The sequence below is a fragment of the Streptomyces sp. SCL15-4 genome (genome assembly GCF_033366695.1).
In the GTDB taxonomy this organism is placed as follows: domain Bacteria; phylum Actinomycetota; class Actinomycetes; order Streptomycetales; family Streptomycetaceae; genus Streptomyces.
Genome location: NZ_JAOBTQ010000001.1, coordinates 5,322,567 through 5,339,514, shown reverse-complemented (window position 1 = coordinate 5,339,514; position 16,948 = coordinate 5,322,567). Strand labels below are relative to the sequence as shown.

Sequence of the window (16,948 nt, the reverse complement as noted above, 5' to 3'; positions counted from 1 at the left end):
CGCAGCGCTCGGAGACAGGAGGCCATACCGTGGCGGCAGACGAGGTAGACGAGATCAGGGGTGTCAGGCGCGGCGACGCACCCGTGCCCCTCTCCGTGCTGGACCTGGCGACGGTCGGCGCGGGCAGTACCGCCACCGACGCCCTGCGCACCAGTGTCGCGCTCGCCCGGCTCACGGAGTCCCGCGGCTTCCACCGGTACTGGGTCGCCGAGCACCACTCCATGCCCGGCGTGGCCTCCTCCTCCCCCGCCGTGATCCTCGCCCACCTCGCCGCCCACACCGACCGCATCCGGCTCGGCTCGGGCGGTGTCATGCTGCCCAACCACGCCCCGCTGGTGATCGCGGAGCAGTTCGGCACGCTGGAGGCGCTCGCGCCGGGCCGGATCGACCTCGGGCTCGGCCGGGCGCCGGGCACGGACGGCGCCACCGCCGCGGCCCTGCGCCGCAGCGACACCCTGAACGAGGGCGCCGACGACTTCCCGCAGCAGCTCGCCGAGCTGACCCGGTTCCTGGACGACGATTTCCCGGACGGGCACCCGTACCGGCGCATCCACGCGATCCCGGGTCCCGTGCAGGGCACCTCGCCCGGCGGGGTGCAGTCCCCGCACCGGCCGCCCGTCTGGCTGCTCGGGTCCTCCGGGTTCAGCGCCCGGCTGGCCGGTCTGCTCGGTCTGCCGTTCGCGTTCGCGCACCACTTCTCCGCGCAGAACACCATCCCGGCGCTGGACCTGTACCGGGAGACCTTCAGGCCGTCCGCCGTCCTGGCCGAGCCGTACGCCCTCATCGGCGTCTCCGCGCTCGCCACGGACGACGAGCGCGAGGCCCGCCGGCAGACCCGGGCGATGGCGCTGAACATGCTCCGGCTGCGCACCGGCCGGCCGGGCCTGTTCCCCGACCCGGCGGAGGCCGAGGGGTACGAACTCGGCGCGATGGAGGAGGAGTTCATCACCTCCTGGACGGCGAACGTCGTGCACGGCACGGCGGACGAGGTCCGCGTCGGCCTGGACGGCCTGCGCAAGCGCACCGGCGCCGACGAGCTGATGCTCACCTCGCACGCGCACCGCGGCGAGGTGCGGCTGCGCTCCTACGAACTGATCGCGGACGCCTACGGATTGCCGACCGCGTAGGTCCGCGCCCCGAGCAGCTCGGAGATACGATCCGGCGGCACCGGGCGGGAGTACAGCCAGCCCTGCCCGGTGTCGCAGCCGATCCGGCGCAGCCGGCTGGCCTGGGCCGAGGTCTCCACGCACTCCGCGGTGACCGTGAGGCCGAGCCGGTGGGCGAGCTGGATCATCGCCTCCACGACGACCTCGTCGGCCGGGTTCGGCATGGCGTCCCTGGCGGCCTCCTCGTACTGGAAGCCCCGGACGAAGGAGCCGTCCAGCTTCAGCGTGGAGACCGGAAGACGGCTCAGGTAGGCGAGGTTGGAGTAGCCGGTGCCGAAGTCGTCGATGGCGATGCGCACCCCCATGTCGCTGAGCGCCTGCAGGGCCTGGAGCGGGCGGCCCGCCGAGCCCATCACCGCGGACTCGGTCAGCTCCAGCTGGAGCAGGTGCGGCGCGAGCCCGGTCTCGGCGAGGGTCGAGGCGACGTCGGCCACCAGGTCGGAGTCCCACACCTGCCGCACGGCCACGTTGACGCTGACGAAGATGGGCGGTTCGCCGGGACGGTCGAGCTGCCAGCGGCGGGCCTGCCGGCAGGCGGTGGTCAGCGCCCAGCGGCCGAGCTGCACGATCGAGCCGTCCTCCTCGGCCAGTCCGATGAACCGATTCGGCGTGAGCGTGCCGAACTGCGGGTGGTGCCAGCGGATCAGCGCCTCGACGCCGTTGAGCCGGCCGTCCTCCATGGCCACCAGCGGCTGGTACTCGAGGGCGAACTCTCCGCGTTCGATGGCGGGGCGGAGGGTGGAGGACAGGGCCTGCCGGGTCATGCGGTGGGCGTTTCGCTCGGGGTCGAACAGGGTCCAGCGGCCCTTGCCGTCGGCCTTCGCCCAGTACAGCGTCGTATCGGCGGCCTGCATCAGCCCCGTGGCCGTGGTGCCCGCGGCGTGCCGTTCGACGACGCCGATGGACGCGGTCAGCGACAGCCGCTGTCCGGCCAGGTCGAAGGGTTCCTCCAGGGCGCGCAGCGCGGACTCGGCGAGGTCGGCGAGCTGTTCGGTGCCGGTGGAGTCCTCCACCAGCAGGGCGAACTCGTCACCGCCGAGCCGGGCCACCAGGGGGGTGGCGGTGCGGGCGTAGCCGGCCTCGTCGGCGATCCGGGTCAGGCGTTCGGCCACGGCCGAAAGGAGCCGGTCGCCGACGCGGTGGCCGAGGGTGTCGTTGACCGCCTTGAAGCCGTCGAGGTCCAGATAGCACAGGCCGATCCGGCCGGTGCCGCCCTGTTCGTACGGCTCCGCCTCCAGCGCGGCCGTCAGCCGCTCGAAGAACAGCGTGCGGTTGGGCAGCCGGGTCACCGGATCGTGCATCTGCAAGTGCCGTAGCTGCGCCTGGAGTTCGCGGCGGGCGCTGATGTCGGTGACCGACAGCAGGGCGCCGGGCTCGCCGTCGCTCAGCGGGGCCACGGTGATCTGCGCCCACACCGAGTGCCCGCCGGGCTGCTTGAGCCGGCGGGTGCAGCGCAGCCGGGTCTGCCGGCCGTTCAGCACCTCCTGGTAGGCGTGCCGGGTGCGGGGGTCCGCGGCCAGGTCGACGAGGTCGGCGGCGGCCCGCCCGACGACCGTGTCCGCGTCGATGCCGAGCAGCTCGCCGAGGGCGGTGTTGGCGGTGACGACGCGTCCCTCGGGGGCCACGACCGCCATGGCGAGCGGGGCGGTCGCGAAGACACGGTGGTAGGTGGTGTGGTGACTGTCTGTGACGGCTGACCGGTCGAGGTCTGCCGCGGGCGTCGGCCCTTCGGACGTTCCGCTCACCGCTCGCTCCCGCAGTGCACTCGATCTCTGTCCGTGCCGGAAAGTGTGCCGATCATAGAGGCTGGCCCCGGGCCCTTCCAGCCGATGTCCAGTGTCCCGGACGGAGCACAGGTTCTGACAGATCGTTTCTGCCCGCACCTGGGCAGCTTCTTCAGCCCTCCGACAAGTTGTGACGTTCCGTGAATGTTTCGGGATAGCGAGCGCCGGTGCGCGCCGGCGCCCAACGGGGGCGCACTCACCCTTCTGGTGCAGACAAACAGGGCATAAACCAATGAATACCAGCAATCTGGGTGCGGGTCCCGCGAACCACACCCGGAGGTCATGTCCGTGCCCAAGCTGCGCAGCACCGCGGCCGTGTTCACCACGATGTCGGCGCTCGCCGCGACCTCGATCCTCACCGGCCCCTCGGCGGCCGAGCCCTTCTCCACGGCCCCCTGCGCGCTGCACCGCACCGAGGCCCACCACTCGGAGGGCGTGGACACCTGGAACGCCGGCTATCCCCGCCCGGCCGGCACCCTCGACGCACTGCTGGTCTTCCTGTCCTTCCCCGATTCCGCCCCGCGCACCACCCCGGCCGAGCTGACGGCCGACCACTTCCCCGCGACCAGCCGCTTCTACGCGCAGTCCTCCTACGGCAAGACCACCCTGCGCGCGCACCCGCTGAAGCGCTGGCTGCGCATGCCGCGCCCGTCGACGTCGTACGCCATGCGGCGGGACTGGGACGCCGAGGACCGGGCCGCGTATCTGCGCGACGCGTTCGCCGTGGCCGACCGGGAGGTCGACTTCTCGCGCTACCAGGTCGTCTATCTGATCGCCGACCCGGACGCGCCCGGTGTCGACTCGGACGCCACGAAGGTGGTGAACCTCGACACGCCCCTGCGGGCGGACGGCACCGACGTCCGCCGGGTCGTCACCGTCTTCGAGCACCACCCGCCGGACCGACTGGTCCTCGCGCACGAGACGGGCCACGTCTTCGACCTGCCCGACCTCTACCACCGCCCGGCCGACGGCAAGGGCGACTGGGACACCCACGTCGGCGACTGGGACCTGATGGGCAGCCAGTTCGGGCTGGCGCCGGATCTGCTCGGCTGGCACAAGTGGCGGCTGGGCTGGCTGGACCCGCGCCAGGTGGTGTGCGTGCGCGGTGCCGCGCCGGCCCGGCTCACCCTGGAGCCGCTGTCCGCCGGGCCGGGCCCCGCGGGGGCCGCCTTCGGCCTCGGGCACGGCGTCAAACTGGCCGTGGTGCGCACGGGCCCGGACAGCGCCCTCGCCTTCGAGGCGCGCGGCCCGGCCGGTGCCGACCGCGCGGCCTGCCGGCAGGGCATCCTGGTCTACCGGGTGCGCGGCGGCGCCGCGTCCGGCGACGGCCCGGTGCGGGTGGTGGACGCCCACCCGGACACCGAGGCCTGCTGGGAGAACTCGGTCTATCCGCCGCTCGCCGACGCCCCGGTCTTCCTCGGCGAGAGCTTCACCGTGCCCGGGGAGGGCGTCCGGGTGGAGGCGGAGGGGAGGACGGCGTCGGGTGCGTGGACAGTGACGATCACGCCGGGGGTGCGCGGCTGAGGAGCGCGCGGCACGGGATCGTATACGAAGGCAGCGGGCCGAATTCTTTCGAATTCGGCCCGCTGCCTTTTTCGCGTGCGCCGCCAGGGACTCGAACCCCGGACCCGCTGATTAAGAGTCAGCTGCTCTAACCAACTGAGCTAGCGGCGCCTGCTGACGTCGTAGACATTAGCACCCTGGTCGCGATGAGGAGAAATCGACGGCCGGGCGGCGGACCGGGCGGCCCCGACGGCGGCCCAGAGCAGCACCTCCGGGCCCGGCAGCCACGGATGCCGGCCGTCCGGGGCGACCAGCCAGCGGGCGGCGCCGGGGGTGTCGTCGCAGCTCGGCGGGGCCAGGGGCGGCACGGTCACGGCGTCGCCCGGGCCGTGGCACAGCAGCGGCGGCACCGCCCGCGCCCGCCGCGAGCCCCACTCCTCCCAGGCCAGCAGGGAGGGCAGCCGCTGAGCGGTGCCGGGAGCGGCGAAGAGCAGCGTCCGGCCCCGGAACACCGCGACCGGACCCGGCCGCGACCCCGCGCCCCACAGCCGGTCCAGCATGCGGCGCCCGAACACCACCGGGGCACTGACCACGTCGAAGACGGTGCCGCAGGGCAGCACCACCGGGGCGTCCGGGCGCTCCCGCCACAGCGCGAGGGTGCTGCGCGGATGGGCTCCCGCCGAGGCGAGCCAGGCGACGGCGCCGGGGCCGACACAGGTGACGTTCGGGGCACTGGTCGTCATGACAGCCAGGTGTACAGCCTGTCAGTGGGCGGTTCCGCTGTGTTGCGGAAAATCGGGACAGGACGACCGGGAAGGAGTATCTTGCCCGCCCGGCATATGCCCCCGGCCTCCCCCGCGGAGCCCTACAAGGACTCGGCGGACGTCCGCCCCTCGCCCTCCCCGCGCATCAGGTCCCGCCCGAACTCGACCATCTTCCTGGCATAGTCCTCGGTCCACTCCGCCCGTGCGGCGATGTCCGCCGGGGTCAGCCGGTCGAACCGGCGCGGGTCGGCGAGCTGGGCCGCCGCGACGGCCTGGAACTCCACGGCCCGGTCGGCCGCCGCGCGGAACGCCTGGGCCAGCTCCGTGGCCCGGGACAGCAGTTCCCGCGGATCCTCGATCGACTCCAGGTCGAAGAAGTGCTCGGGGTCGCGGGCCGCCTCCGCGGGCTCGAAGAGCAGGGGCGCGGGGCGTAGCCGCGGTTCGTTGCGACGCGGCGTGGGCTCCGCCATGTCTGTCTCCTCCTCGTACGGTTCGACGGCACCGCCTTCGGGTGGGCCACCGTCCATTGTCCCGCGCCCGCGCAAGGGGCCGTACGCCGTACGACGGGGAGACAGGCCCTATGCCTGCACCAGCGGCTCCCGGGTGAACAGGCTGCCCAGGGTCGGCGCGTTCACCCGGCGGTCCGCCAGCCTGAGCCCTTCCCAGACCGTGACCTGGCTGGCGGTGAGGACCGGCTTGGAGAGGGCCTTCTCCAGCAGGCCCAGGTGGGCGGCGGTGTGCAGGGCGGTGTCCGGCAGCAGGACGGCCTGGGCGTCGGGGGTGTCGGCCGCGCGCGCCAGCGTGAGCACGTCCTCCTCGTCCCAGGCGGCGACCTCGGCCGGAGAGGCGGCCCCCGAGGAGCGCAGGCCGGTCACCTCCAGGCCGCCGGCCCGCAGGAAGTCCGCGAACGGCCCGGTGACGTCCTCGGGCCAGGCCGTGCCGACGGCGACCCGGCGTACGCCCATCTCCAGGGCCGCGTGGACGAAGCCGAAGGAGGTGGCGGAGGCCGGCATCCCGGCCAGCCGGGCGAGGGTCCGCACCTGTTCCTGGGCGCCGTCCCAGCCGTGCGTGAAGCCGCCGGTGCCCGCCCACACCACGGTCTCGACCCCGGCCAGCCGCAGCGCCTCGACTCCCTCGGCGAGCAACTCGGCGGAGCCCGGCTCGCGCGGCGCGGCCACCCGGTGCGTGTCCTCGCCGGGGCCGGTGTGGACGAGGTCCACCCGGATGTCGCTGCCCAGGAGCTGCTCGATGCGTGGGTAGTCGTCCTCGGCGGAGTGGCCCGGGTAGAGGAGTCCGAGTGCGGTCATGTCCAGCCTTCCTGATGGTTTCCGGCAGTGCGGGCCGCCCCCGGGCAGCCGTGCCCGGCAGGGGCCCACCCGTTCCGGGTACCCCGTCGGCGCGGCGCCGCCCACACCCGCGCACGGCCGTGTTGACGGCGCCGGGTTCCGGTGCGAGCGTGGTCGGTCCGTGCCCGGTCCGCGCGGGTCAGACCTTCGGGAGCCGCCCCGCATGACGCCGTCGCCGCCCACCGTGCTGGTTCTCGACGCCGATCCGCCGCCCCGGCTCGGCCGGCTCACCGGACGTGCCCGGATCGTGCGCACGGACGCGGCGCGTCTGGCGCAGCGGCTGCCGGCCGCGGATGTGCTGCTGGTGTGGGACTTCACCTCGCACGCGGTGCGCGAGGCATGGCCGGGCGGCGGTCCGCGGCCGCGCTGGGTGCACACGGCGAGCGCCGGCGTGGACCATCTGATGTGCCCGGAGCTGACCGCGTCCGGGACGGTGGTGACCAACGCGCGCGGGATCTTCGAGCAGCCGGTGGCCGAGTACGTGGCGGCCCTGGTGCTGGCGGTCGCCAAGGACCTGCCGCGCACCCTGGCCGACCAGCGGGAGCGGACCTGGCGGCACCGGGAGACCCGGCGGGTGGCGGGCACGCACGCGTGCGTGGTCGGCTCGGGCCCGGTCGGGCGGGCCATAGTGCGGGCGCTGAAGGCGCTGGGGGTGACGACGGCGCTGGTCGGGCGGAGGCCGCGGACCGGGATACACGGCCCGGACGACCTGGACCGGCTGATCTCCCGCGCGGACTGGGTGATCGCGGCGGCTCCGCTGACCGACCGGACGTACCGCATGTTCGACACGCGCCGGTTCGGAGTGATGCAGCCCTCGGCGTTCTTCGTGAACGTCGGCCGGGGCGCGCTGGTGGACGAGGAGGCCCTCGCCCGGGCGCTCCGCAGTCGCTGGATCGCGGGCGCGGCGCTGGACGGGTTCGCCGCCGAACCGCTGCCCGGGGACAGCCCGCTGTGGGAGCTGCCGGGGCTGATCGTGTCCCCGCACATGAGCGGGGACACCTTCGGGTGGCGTGACGAACTGAGCGCGCAGTTCGTGGAGTTGTACGAGCGGTGGGCGGCGGGCAGGACCCTGCCGAACGTGGTCGACAAGACGCGCGGTTACGTGCCCGGTCACTGACGGGCCCCGGCACCGGACCTTTGGAGGGCGGCCCGGCGGAGGTGTGCGGGCAGGCGCGGGAGCGGGCACGGCGGGCCCGCCGGCGGCGCGGGACGAGGGCCAACGGGCGTGACCCGCGCGGCACATCGCCCGGTCCGGGCGAGACGGTGACGAATCGCCCGGCCGGGAAAACCGGGGTGCATAGCCCGATTGCGTCTGGGTAGCCGCGCCGCCATGGCTGCACCACGTGGGATTGACGCACACACCATACGGCCGGAACGCAGGCACACCCGGCGCTCCGTGCTCGCGGGCCTCGCGGCGTTCGGCGCGCTGGGCGCGGCGGGCTGTACGCGGGTGGCGTCGGCGTCCGGCACGGACGGCGGCGATCTGCTTCAGCGGCTGCGCGCCCAGGGTGTCGTCCGGCTCGGCATCGCCGGCGAGATCCCCTTCGGGTACATCGACCGGGACGGCAAGCTCACCGGCGAGGCGCCCGAGCTGGCCAAGGTGATCTTCAAGCGGCTCGGGGTGGACCGGGTGCAGCCGGTGCCGACCGAGTTCGGCTCGCTGATCCCGGGACTGCACGCGCAGCAGTTCGACGTGGTGGCCGCCGGGATGTACGTCACCCCGGACCGCTGCGAGCAGGTGATCTTCGCGGACCCCGATTACCAGATGCCGGACGCCTTCGTCGTCCGCAAGGGCAATCCGCTCGGGCTGCGCACCTACGCGGACGCGCTGCGCCGGCACGCGAAGATCGCCACCGGGACCGGGTACGCGCAGATCCAGCACGCCGTGGAGGCGGGCTTCGAGGAGGGCGACCTGGTCATCGTCCCGGACCAGGTGGCCGGGCTGAACGCGGTGGAGTCCGGGCGGGTCGACCTGTTCGCGGCCACGGCCGTCACCGCGCGGCTGGTCGCGCGGGGCTCCGCCAAGGCCGAGTCGACCAGGCCGTTCGTCGCGCTCGTGGACGGCAGACCCAAGGCCGACGGCGGCGCGTTCGCGTTCCGGCCGGCCGAGACCCGGCTGCGGGACGCCTTCAACGCCGAGCTGCACAAGCTGCGCGCGAGCGGGGAGCTGTACCGGATCATGCGGCCCTTCGGCTTCACCAAGGCGGAGATGACGACCCTGACCGCGAAGGAGCTGTGCCGCCGATGACCGCGGGACTGTGGAAAATCGTCCTCCAGGGAGTGGGCGTCACCCTCCAGTTGCTGGTGTACAGCGCGCTGCTGGCCGCCGTGGTGTCCTTCGTGGCCGGCGCCGCGCGCACCCACCGGTCGCGGCTGGTCCGCTTCGTCGCGGGCCTGTACACCGAGGTGTTCCGGGGCATCTCGGCGCTGGTGATGATCTTCTGGGTGTTCTTCGTGCTGCCGGTCGCCTTCGGCTGGCAGCTGGTGCCGATGTGGGCGGGCACGCTCGCGCTGGGCCTGACCTACGGCGCGTACGGCGCGGAGATCGTGCGCGGCGCGCTGGTGGCGGTGGACCCGGCGCAGCGCGAGGGCGGGATCGCGCTCGGCTTCTCGCCCTGGCAGCGGCTGCGGCTGGTGCTGCTGCCGCAGGCGGTGCCGGAGATGATCCCGTCCTTCTCCAATCTGCTGGTCGAGCTGCTCAAGGGCACCGCGCTGGTGTCCATCACCGGCATGGGCGACCTGGCGTTCAGCGGCAACCTGGTCCGGCTCGCCCTCCAGCAGAGCGGCCAGATCTACGGGTATCTGCTGCTCATCTACTTCGTGATCGCGTTCCTGCTCACCCGCGGCATGCGCGGCCTGGAGCGCCGGCTGAAGGCGGGGGTGGCCCGATGACCTGGGACTGGGGAGCCGTCGCCGACTTCCTGCCGTACTTCGGCAAGGGGCTCGTCGTCACCTTGGAGGCGCTGGCCCTGGGGTCGCTGATCTCGTTCGCGCTGGGCCTGGTGTGGACCCTGCTGACGCGGGTGCCGACCCGGTGGGTGCGCTGGCCGGTGGGGGTCTTCACGGAGTTCGTGCGGGACACCCCGCTGCTGGTGCAGCTGTTCTTCCTGTTCTACGTGCTGCCCGAGACGGGAGTGGCCCTGTCCCCGCTGACCACCGGGGTCCTCGGGCTCGGGCTGCACTACTCGACGTACACGATGCAGGTCTACCGGGCCGGCATCGAGGCGGTGCCGGCGGGTCAGTGGGAGGCCGCGACCGCGCTGAGCCTGCCGGTGCGGCGCACCTGGACGGCGGTGGTGCTGCCGCAGGCGCTGCGCCGGGTGGTGCCGCCGCTCGGCAACTACGTCATCGCGATGCTGAAGGACACGCCGATGCTGATGACGATCGGCGTGCTGGAGCTGCTGGGCCGGGCGCGGCTCGTCTCGCAGCAGCACTTCCAGTTCACCGAGCCGCTGACGGTGATCGGCGTCGCCTTCGTCGTCGTGTCGTATCTGGCCTCCCTTCTTCTGCGCACCCTGGAGCGACGCCTTGTCCGTTGAGACCCGCAAGCAGCCGGCCGCGACCGGCACCGCCCCGACCGAGCTGATCCGCCTGGAAGGCGTGACGAAACGATTCGGCGAGCACACCGTCCTGGACGGGCTGGACCTGTCCGTGGACGCCGGCCGGCACGTCACCCTGATCGGGCCCTCCGGTTCCGGCAAGACCACGATCCTCAGGCTGCTGATGACCCTCGCCAAGCCGGACGAGGGCACCATCACCGTGGCCGGGCAGCGGCTGTTCCCGGCGCCGGAGAAGCAGGTCCGGGAGGTCCGCAAGAAGATCGGGATGGTGTTCCAGCAGTTCAACCTGTTCCCGAACATGTCGGTGCTGCGCAACCTCACCGAGGCGCCGGTCCGGGTGCTCGGGCTGCCGAAGGACGAGGCCGAGGCGCGGGCGCGGGAGCTGCTGGACCTGGTGGGCCTGGCCGACAAGTGCGACGCGAAGCCGACCCGGCTCTCGGGCGGGCAGCAGCAGCGGGTGGCGATCGCCCGGGCGCTGGCCATGCGGCCGCAGGTGCTGCTGCTGGACGAGGTGACCTCCGCGCTCGACCCGGAGCTGGTCGCGGGCGTGCTGGACCTGCTGCGGGACATCGCGCGCAGCACCGACATCACGATGCTGTGCGTGACCCACGAGATGGGCTTCGCCCGGGACATCTCCGACCAGGTGCTGATGTTCGACGGGGGCCGGGTCATCGAGGCCGGCCCGCCGGAGCAGATCTTCGGCGACCCGGAGCGGGAGCGGACGCGGGAGTTCGTCAGCGCGGTCCGGTGAGCGGCGGGAGCCACCGGCGGACACCGGCGAGGTCCCCGAAACGGAACATGACCTCGGCATATGCCGGTGGATCTCCGGCCGGTGGGAGCGCGCACACCGAGGGCGCAATCTCGCCAACACCCCCTTCCCCGGGCCCCGTCCGCGGCTATCGTGGACACGATCCGACCCGGATCGCGGCCGAGGGGGACCCATGAGTTTCAAGCCGACCGCCCCGTACCACTGCGCCCAGGAAGCCCTGCGGGTCCTGGAGACCGTCTCCCGGCACCCCGCCGGCGTCACCGGCTCCGAGCTGGCCCGGCGCACCGGCCTGAACCCCGGGCGGCTCACCGGCCTGCTACGGATGCTGCGCCGCGAGGGCTACGTCCAGGAGATCACCGGCGGCGCGTACGTCACCGGGGAGACCCTGCGCCGGCTCGGCTCGGCGCACGACCGGGAGCGGGCCCTGCGCGAGAGGATCCAGCAGAACCTGGACCGGCTGCGCGACTCGGTCGGCGCGGCCGTCTACCTCAGCCGGTACGTGGACGGCGAGGTCCGGGTCACCCAGTACGCCGCCGGCCCGGCCACCCCGGCGGTCAACGAGTGGGTGGACTTCCGCTGCTCCGCGCACGCCACGGCCGTCGGCAAGAGCCTGCTGACCCAGCTGGACCCCGGCGCCCGCCGCGACCACCTCTCCCGGCACAGGATGGCCCGGCTCACCTCGCGCACGATCACCAGCGACAAGCTGCTGCTGTCCCGGCTGGAGTCCCAGCCGCCGTCGGTGCCGGTGCTCGACCTCCAGGAGTACGCGGTCGGCACGGTCTGCGCCGCCGTGCCGGTCACCGCCGGCTCCACGGTCGGCTGTCTGGCCCTGTCGCTGCCGGTGCGGGACGCGCACCGGCTGAAGCGGGCCGCGGACGCCCTGAACCGCAACGCGGCGCCGGTCCTGCTCTCGCTGGCGATCTAGGCCCGTCCGCCTGGTCACGACCACCCTCCGGGACCAGGTAGTATTTTCTTCGTCGCCGGCCGCGGAACGACAAATCCGAGGCGGGCGGGAGTCATGCGCCGCTAGCTCAGTTGGTTAGAGCAGCTGACTCTTAATCAGCGGGTCCGGGGTTCGAGTCCCTGGCGGCGCACCTGTGAAGGGCCCCTCGCCTCGGCGAGGGGCCCTTCGGCGTGCGCTCAGAAGGTGACGTCCGAGCAGGCGTAGAACGCGTTGCCCGTGTCGGCGATCGTCCACACCGAGACGATGACGTGGTGCCCGCTGAGACCGGACGGCAGGGTGCCGCTGTGGCTGAGCGTGGACGGCGGCTGCTGACCGCCGTAGGGCACCGTCAGGAACGGCGTGAGGTTGAGGTCCGAGCGGGCGAGGTTGTGGTCCTGGTTCCAGCCCGGCTTGGTGATGTAGTACCTGAAGTCCGTCGTGGCGTGCCTGGCGGTGAACTGCCAGCGGAAGGCGTACGACTGGCCACCCGTCACCTTCGTGGTGGGCCAGGCCGCGCCGGACGGCGTCCTCGGCGCGCTGAGCTGGGAGAACTGGCCCAGCCCGGCGTTGCAGATCTGGCCGTCGGCGGGTCCGCCGGCCGGGAAGCCCTTGGGGCCCTCGACGCTCTGCGGCTCCCACTGGATCTGGCCGCAGTTGGTCACGGTGCCGTTCTGGCAGAGCTTCTGCCTGCTGATGGGGAGGTCGGTGTAGCCGTGGCCGCTGGCACCGCCGGTGGAGAGCGCGAACGCTCCGGCGGTCACCGCGCCCAGCACGACCGCGGACAACTTGGTCTTGGTGCGCATGCTGCCGCTCCTGGGGAACGTGGGGAGTTCGGTGAGCCGTGCAAGTAGGTCTAGACCAAGTCTCAGATTATGACCGGTAGTTGAACATGTCCATACCAACCGCACAGGCGTTGGCCTCGCCGCTACACCGACTCCCCGCGCCCCGAGCAGAACGCCACCGTCAGGTCCCGGACCAGCACCTTGCGGTCGTAGTCGTCCAGTTCGACCAGACCGCGCGTGGTCAGCCGGGTCACCGTGTCCTCCACCGAGTCCACCACCGAGGTGAGCAGGCCGGCCCGCTGCCGGGCGTCCAGCGCGGCGATCCGGCGCCGGTGCACCGCGGCGGCCACCTCGGGGGCGTAGTCCACCCGGACCGGCTGCACCGAGAACACCTCCACCCCCACCGGCGCGGTCTCCTCCGCCACCAGCCGGGTCAGCGCGTCCCCGGCCGCCGTCGTCCCGCCCCGCACCCCGCCCGCCGGCTCCACCGGCACCCGGGCCAGCGCCGCCTCCACGCACTCGCGCAGGTACGTCTCGTGGTCGTCGATGCCGAGCAGGGCCCGCGCGGTGTCCCGCACCCGCCACACCACCAGCACCACCACCCGCAGCGCCATCCCGTCCGGGTCCACCGCCGGCATCGCCTCGCTGCGCCAGTGCCGCAGCCGCACATCCACCCGGCGGCGCGGCAGCAGCGGATTCACCCACAGCAGCCCGGTGCGCCGCACCGTCCCCCGGTACCGCCCGAACAGGCCCAGCACCCAGGCCCGCCCGGTCCGCCCCCGGGCCAGCCCGCCGAACCCGGCCGCGCCCAGCAGCCCGGCCCCGGCGTACGCGGCCCAGTGGACCAGGCCGGGACCGGGGACCGCGGCCGCCGGGAGCCCGAGCGCCCGGGCCGCCGGCGCGGCAGCAGCCCCGCCCACCAGGTGGTGGCCAGCGCGCCGGCGAGCCCGCAGGCGCCGGCGAGCACCCCGGCCGCCCCGGGCAGCACCCGCGCCGGACGCTCCGCCAGCTCCGGGTCGGTCTCCGGCAGCGGCCGCCGGCGCACCGGCACCGGGCGGCCCGGCCGGGTCCGCTCGCCGGTGCCCTGCCGGCGGGTCACCACCGCCGGTGCGAGCGGTACCCGCACCGGGTCGGGACCGTCCCGGAAGAGCAGGTGGACGGGGATCTCGGTGGTCGCCTCGTTCTGGATCAGCCGGGCCGGCCGGACACCGGCGGCGGCCCCCGGCTGTCCCTCCGACTCGGGCGGGGTGTGGGATGTGGTCGTACTCATGCGTGCTCCAGCCTCCGCGCCAGACGCGTCATGAACAGGGGGTGGACGAGAACGTGCCCGGGCCGGCCGGCGGTCCGGAAGAACTACGGGGGTCAGGCGAACAGCCGGCGCCAGGTCTCCGGGCCCGGATAACCGTCCGCGGCGCCGCCCCGCCAGCCCTGGGCGCGCTGGAACGCCTCCACGGCGCGCCGGTCCGCCTCGCCCCAGTGCGGACCCGGACCGTGGGCGTAGAACCGGCCGTAGCCCCTGCGCACCAGCCGGATGCCGAGCCGGGTGACGTGGTCGTTGACCGCGCCCGGCCGGAAGAAGGCCCGGCCGGGATAGCCGGGCACGCCGTGCGAGACCGGGCCGACGTCCTGGCCCCGGCCGGTGGTCAGCAGCTCCCAGGTGCGCCGGCCGGGCAGCCCGTCGGCGTCGGCGCCGCTCCAGCCCTGGGCCCGCTGGAACGCCTCGGTGGCCCGCCGGTCGGTCTCGCCCCAGACCGGCCCCGGCCCCTTGGGGTAGTAGACGCCTGCGCCGCGGGCGATCAGCATCTCGCCGAGCCGGGTCACATACGCGTTGTCGGCACCCGGCCCGAAGGAGGACGCGCCCGGATAGGGCACCGCGGTCCGGCCCGCCGACTCGGCGCCGGCCGCGCTCTGGGGCAGGCCCTTGTAGCGGTAGGGGACGTACTTGTCGGTGTTGCTCCAGTAGGGATAGGGGGTGGCCTGGCTGCGGGCGTGCGGGGGTGTCTGCTCGTAGACCGTGTAGTACGTGTGCGTGTGGTCCGTCCAGCCGCCGAAGATCACGACGTGGGAGCCCTTCTCCGGGTTGTCGGGGTTGTGGAACAGCAGGATGTCCCCGGGTTGCAGCTCCGCCTTGGTGATCCTCACGCCGAACTGGCCGAGGCTGCCCGTCCACTCGTTGCCGGGCAGGCCCCAGGCCATCGACACATAGCCCGAGCAGTCCTGCCGGTAGCCGTCGGACCAGTAGGCGGTCATGCTGTACGGCACCTTGGCCGTCACCCAGGTCTTGGCCCGCTTGATGATGTCGGTCCGGGTGGTGGCCGGGATCGGCTCGGCGGGGGTCTTCTCGGGGCCGTCCGGCCCGCCGTACAGCGGGCCCCTCGGGCCCTGCGGGGTGACGGGCTCGCCGTCGTCGGGCAGCGCCTCGCGGTGCGGGGCCTGGCCGGGGGCGGCGACGGCGACGGCCGGGGGGACCGCGCCGAGGGCGGCGGAGGCGGCGGCCACGACCACCACACCGCGGACCGCCGGGCGGGCGCGGCCGGAGTGGTGCGGGTGGCGGGACGGCCGCCGGGTGAGGCGGCAGCCGGGGCAGGGACAGTCGCTCGCGGGGCCGACTTCCTCGAACATCGGAGCGGTCATGCGATCTGCCTCACATTCGGGGTGATGTGTCCGCGCGTGCACACGTTGATCAGTTTCCCAACCGCCTTGGAATCGCGCATTCTGACGGTCCGAATGATGTACGCGGGGCCGCCGGACGACGTACGGGCCACCCGGGCGTGGTCCGGAGCACCCCGGGAGGTCGGGTAGAGTTTTCCTCGTCAGCAGGCGCCGCTAGCTCAGTTGGTTAGAGCAGCTGACTCTTAATCAGCGGGTCCGGGGTTCGAGTCCCTGGCGGCGCACCGACCGGAAAGCCCCTCGCGCGAGCGGGGGGCTTTTCGTCTGCCCCGGCACCCGAATGGCCGGATACGCTCTGGCCATGGCAGCCCGGGACCTTCAGGAGCGGATCAAGAAGCTGATCGTGGACCGGCGGCTGCCCTCGGGTGCCCCGCTGCCCACCGAGCCGGAGCTGATGCGGCTGCTCGGTGCGAGCCGGAACTCGGTGCGGGAGGCCCTGAAGGCGCTCCAGGCGATGGGCATCGTGGAGATCCGGCACGGCTTCGGGACGTACGTCGGCTCGATGTCGTTCGCGCCGATGATCGAGGGGCTGGCCTTCCGGACCGTGGCCGGCCACTACCGGGGCGAGGACTCGCTGCTCCAGCTGCTGGAACTGCGCGAGGCCGTGGAGACGGGACTGGTGTCACGGCTGGCCGGGCGGCTGCCCGAGGCGGACCTGGACGAGCTGGACGCGCTCGTGGACCGGATGGAGCGGGAGGCGGCCGAGGGCACCGGACTCGCCGAGACCGACCGCGCCTTTCACGCCACGCTGTACCGCGGACTGGACAACGTGCTGCTCGGCGAGGTGCTGGAGGCCTTCTGGGACGCCTTCCACCGGGTGCAGCGGGACCTGGCGGCGACACCCCGGGATCCCCAGGCCACCTGCCGGCAGCACCGGGAGATCCTGGACGCGGTGCGTTCCGGGGACTCCCTGCGGGCGGAGCGGGCCATAAGAGACCACTTCGGCAACCTCCGCGCCCGCCTGGCCCGGACCCCCACGGTCACCCCCTGACCGCTCACCCGGACACGCCGGTCAGGTACGAGGAGACGACCACGTTCGCCGTGTAGCTGCCGCCGGCCCGGTCGAAGGACCCCCCGCAGGTGATCAGGCGCAGCTCGGCGCGGCCGGGCCGGCGGGGTCCGTAGGCCGCGTGGGCGTCGAAGCCGGCTCGGGGCAGGACGCGGATGTCGTCGACGGTGAACTCGGCGACCTTGCCGTCCGCGCGGACGACCCGGACGGTGTGGCCCGGTTTGAGGGTGCTGAGCCGGTAGAACACGGCGGGCCGGGTCGTGGTGTCGACGTGGCCCACCAGCAGGGCCGCTCCGGCGGCGCCGGGCCCGGGACCGGCGCGGTACCAGCCGACCACGCCCGGCTGGTCGTAGGGCGGCGGGTCGATCGCGCCCCGGGCGTCCAGGCCGCGGGCCACCACCGGGGCCTGCACGTCGAGGGCCGGGATGTCGACGCGCTGGGGCACCGCGTCGCCCAGGGGCCGGGCCGCGCCGGGCAGCCGGGCGGGGTCGGCGGCGCCCGCGACGCCGCCCGTGCCGGGGCCGTCCGTGCCGTGCGTCCCGTCGCTCACCTCGCGGCCCCACAGCCACAGCCCGCACAGCAGCAGCGCCCAGGCCAGGACGGCGGCCGGCCGCCCGGTGCCGCCGCGCCCCCGCTCCTCGGACACGGGCGG

General features: G+C 73.6%; 16 protein-coding genes, 3 tRNA genes and 1 pseudogene. 11 read left to right on the top strand and 9 right to left on the bottom strand.

Annotated elements, in window-relative coordinates:
- The first annotated feature begins 29 nt into the window (after positions 1-29).
- The gene (locus SCK26_RS23930) at positions 30-1,127 is read left to right on the top strand and encodes an LLM class flavin-dependent oxidoreductase (RefSeq protein WP_318203371.1); all 1,098 of its coding nucleotides are present in this window, start codon (positions 30-32) and stop codon (positions 1,125-1,127) included.
- On the opposite strand, the gene SCK26_RS23925 is transcribed toward SCK26_RS23930, so the two are convergent.
- Positions 1,106-2,911 carry a bifunctional diguanylate cyclase/phosphodiesterase gene (locus tag SCK26_RS23925; protein WP_318203370.1) on the bottom strand — a complete coding sequence of 602 codons (1,806 nt, stop codon included), beginning with the start codon at positions 2,909-2,911 and terminating at the stop codon, positions 1,106-1,108. The two genes, SCK26_RS23930 and SCK26_RS23925, sit on opposite strands and share 22 nt — an antisense overlap.
- A gap of 321 nt (positions 2,912-3,232) precedes the next feature.
- Between SCK26_RS23925 and SCK26_RS23920 the strand changes: the two genes are divergently transcribed.
- The gene (locus tag SCK26_RS23920; protein ID WP_318203369.1) at positions 3,233-4,474 is read left to right on the top strand and encodes a M6 family metalloprotease domain-containing protein; all 1,242 of its coding nucleotides are present in this window, start codon (positions 3,233-3,235) and stop codon (positions 4,472-4,474) included.
- Between the two features lie 76 nt (positions 4,475-4,550).
- Here the strand turns inward: SCK26_RS23920 and SCK26_RS23915 are convergent.
- From SCK26_RS23915 to SCK26_RS23900, 4 genes are all read right to left on the bottom strand, one after another.
- Positions 4,551-4,624 (bottom strand) — tRNA-Lys (locus SCK26_RS23915).
- The gene (locus tag SCK26_RS23910) at positions 4,615-5,196 is read right to left on the bottom strand and encodes a bifunctional DNA primase/polymerase (protein WP_318203368.1); all 582 of its coding nucleotides are present in this window, start codon (positions 5,194-5,196) and stop codon (positions 4,615-4,617) included. The genes SCK26_RS23915 and SCK26_RS23910 overlap by 10 nt, the downstream gene beginning before the upstream one ends.
- A 122-nt stretch (positions 5,197-5,318) precedes the next feature.
- Entirely contained in the window at positions 5,319-5,687 is a 369-nt protein-coding gene (locus tag SCK26_RS23905) for a hypothetical protein (protein ID WP_318203367.1), read from the bottom strand.
- A gap of 108 nt (positions 5,688-5,795) precedes the next feature.
- A complete protein-coding gene (locus SCK26_RS23900) occupies positions 5,796-6,524 on the bottom strand; it encodes a decarboxylase (RefSeq protein WP_318203366.1) in 729 nt (242 codons plus the stop codon).
- Between the two features lie 202 nt (positions 6,525-6,726).
- Here SCK26_RS23900 and SCK26_RS23895 point away from each other — a divergent pair, with 202 nt between their 5' ends.
- From SCK26_RS23895 to SCK26_RS23865, 7 genes are all read left to right on the top strand, one after another.
- Positions 6,727-7,680, top strand: coding sequence for a D-2-hydroxyacid dehydrogenase (locus SCK26_RS23895; protein ID WP_318203365.1), 954 nt, complete (start codon positions 6,727-6,729; stop codon positions 7,678-7,680).
- Between the two features lie 213 nt (positions 7,681-7,893).
- Positions 7,894-8,811, top strand: a complete 918-nt coding sequence (gene ehuB / locus SCK26_RS23890) for an ectoine/hydroxyectoine ABC transporter substrate-binding protein EhuB (protein ID WP_318203364.1) — start codon at positions 7,894-7,896, stop codon at positions 8,809-8,811.
- Entirely contained in the window at positions 8,808-9,455 is a 648-nt protein-coding gene (ehuC, locus tag SCK26_RS23885) for an ectoine/hydroxyectoine ABC transporter permease subunit EhuC (RefSeq protein WP_318203363.1), read from the top strand. The genes ehuB and ehuC overlap by 4 nt, the downstream gene beginning before the upstream one ends.
- Positions 9,452-10,102 carry an ectoine/hydroxyectoine ABC transporter permease subunit EhuD gene (gene ehuD, locus SCK26_RS23880; protein WP_318203362.1) on the top strand — a complete coding sequence of 217 codons (651 nt, stop codon included), beginning with the start codon at positions 9,452-9,454 and terminating at the stop codon, positions 10,100-10,102. The genes ehuC and ehuD overlap by 4 nt, the downstream gene beginning before the upstream one ends.
- On the top strand, positions 10,092-10,874 hold the full coding sequence (gene ehuA, locus SCK26_RS23875) for an ectoine/hydroxyectoine ABC transporter ATP-binding protein EhuA (protein WP_318203361.1): 783 nt from the start codon (positions 10,092-10,094) through the stop codon (positions 10,872-10,874). Before ehuD ends, ehuA begins: the two co-directional genes overlap by 11 nt.
- Before the next feature lie 190 nt (positions 10,875-11,064).
- Positions 11,065-11,817 carry an IclR family transcriptional regulator gene (locus SCK26_RS23870; RefSeq protein ID WP_318203360.1) on the top strand — a complete coding sequence of 251 codons (753 nt, stop codon included), beginning with the start codon at positions 11,065-11,067 and terminating at the stop codon, positions 11,815-11,817.
- 95 nt (positions 11,818-11,912) lie between these two features.
- Positions 11,913-11,986 (top strand) — tRNA-Lys (locus SCK26_RS23865).
- A gap of 46 nt (positions 11,987-12,032) precedes the next feature.
- Here the strand turns inward: SCK26_RS23865 and SCK26_RS23860 are convergent.
- The 3 genes and pseudogenes from SCK26_RS23860 to SCK26_RS23850 form a co-directional block, all read right to left on the bottom strand.
- The gene (locus tag SCK26_RS23860) at positions 12,033-12,638 is read right to left on the bottom strand and encodes a lytic polysaccharide monooxygenase (protein WP_318203359.1); all 606 of its coding nucleotides are present in this window, start codon (positions 12,636-12,638) and stop codon (positions 12,033-12,035) included.
- A gap of 122 nt (positions 12,639-12,760) precedes the next feature.
- Positions 12,761-13,887 (bottom strand): annotated as a pseudogene (locus SCK26_RS23855) (SPFH domain-containing protein).
- Positions 13,888-13,979: 92 nt separating this feature from the next.
- Positions 13,980-15,251 (bottom strand): peptidoglycan-binding protein, encoded by a 1,272-nt coding sequence (locus SCK26_RS23850; protein WP_318203358.1) that lies wholly within the window; start codon positions 15,249-15,251, stop codon positions 13,980-13,982.
- A gap of 186 nt (positions 15,252-15,437) precedes the next feature.
- Between SCK26_RS23850 and SCK26_RS23845 the strand changes: the two genes are divergently transcribed.
- Both SCK26_RS23845 and SCK26_RS23840 read left to right on the top strand, forming a co-directional pair.
- Positions 15,438-15,511, top strand: a tRNA-Lys gene (locus SCK26_RS23845).
- Between the two features lie 77 nt (positions 15,512-15,588).
- Positions 15,589-16,278 (top strand): FadR/GntR family transcriptional regulator, encoded by a 690-nt coding sequence (locus SCK26_RS23840; protein ID WP_318203357.1) that lies wholly within the window; start codon positions 15,589-15,591, stop codon positions 16,276-16,278.
- A gap of 4 nt (positions 16,279-16,282) precedes the next feature.
- Here the strand turns inward: SCK26_RS23840 and SCK26_RS23835 are convergent, their stop codons facing one another.
- A complete protein-coding gene (locus tag SCK26_RS23835; RefSeq protein WP_318203356.1) occupies positions 16,283-16,942 on the bottom strand; it encodes a class F sortase in 660 nt (219 codons plus the stop codon).
- Between the last annotated feature and the right edge of the window lie 6 nt (positions 16,943-16,948).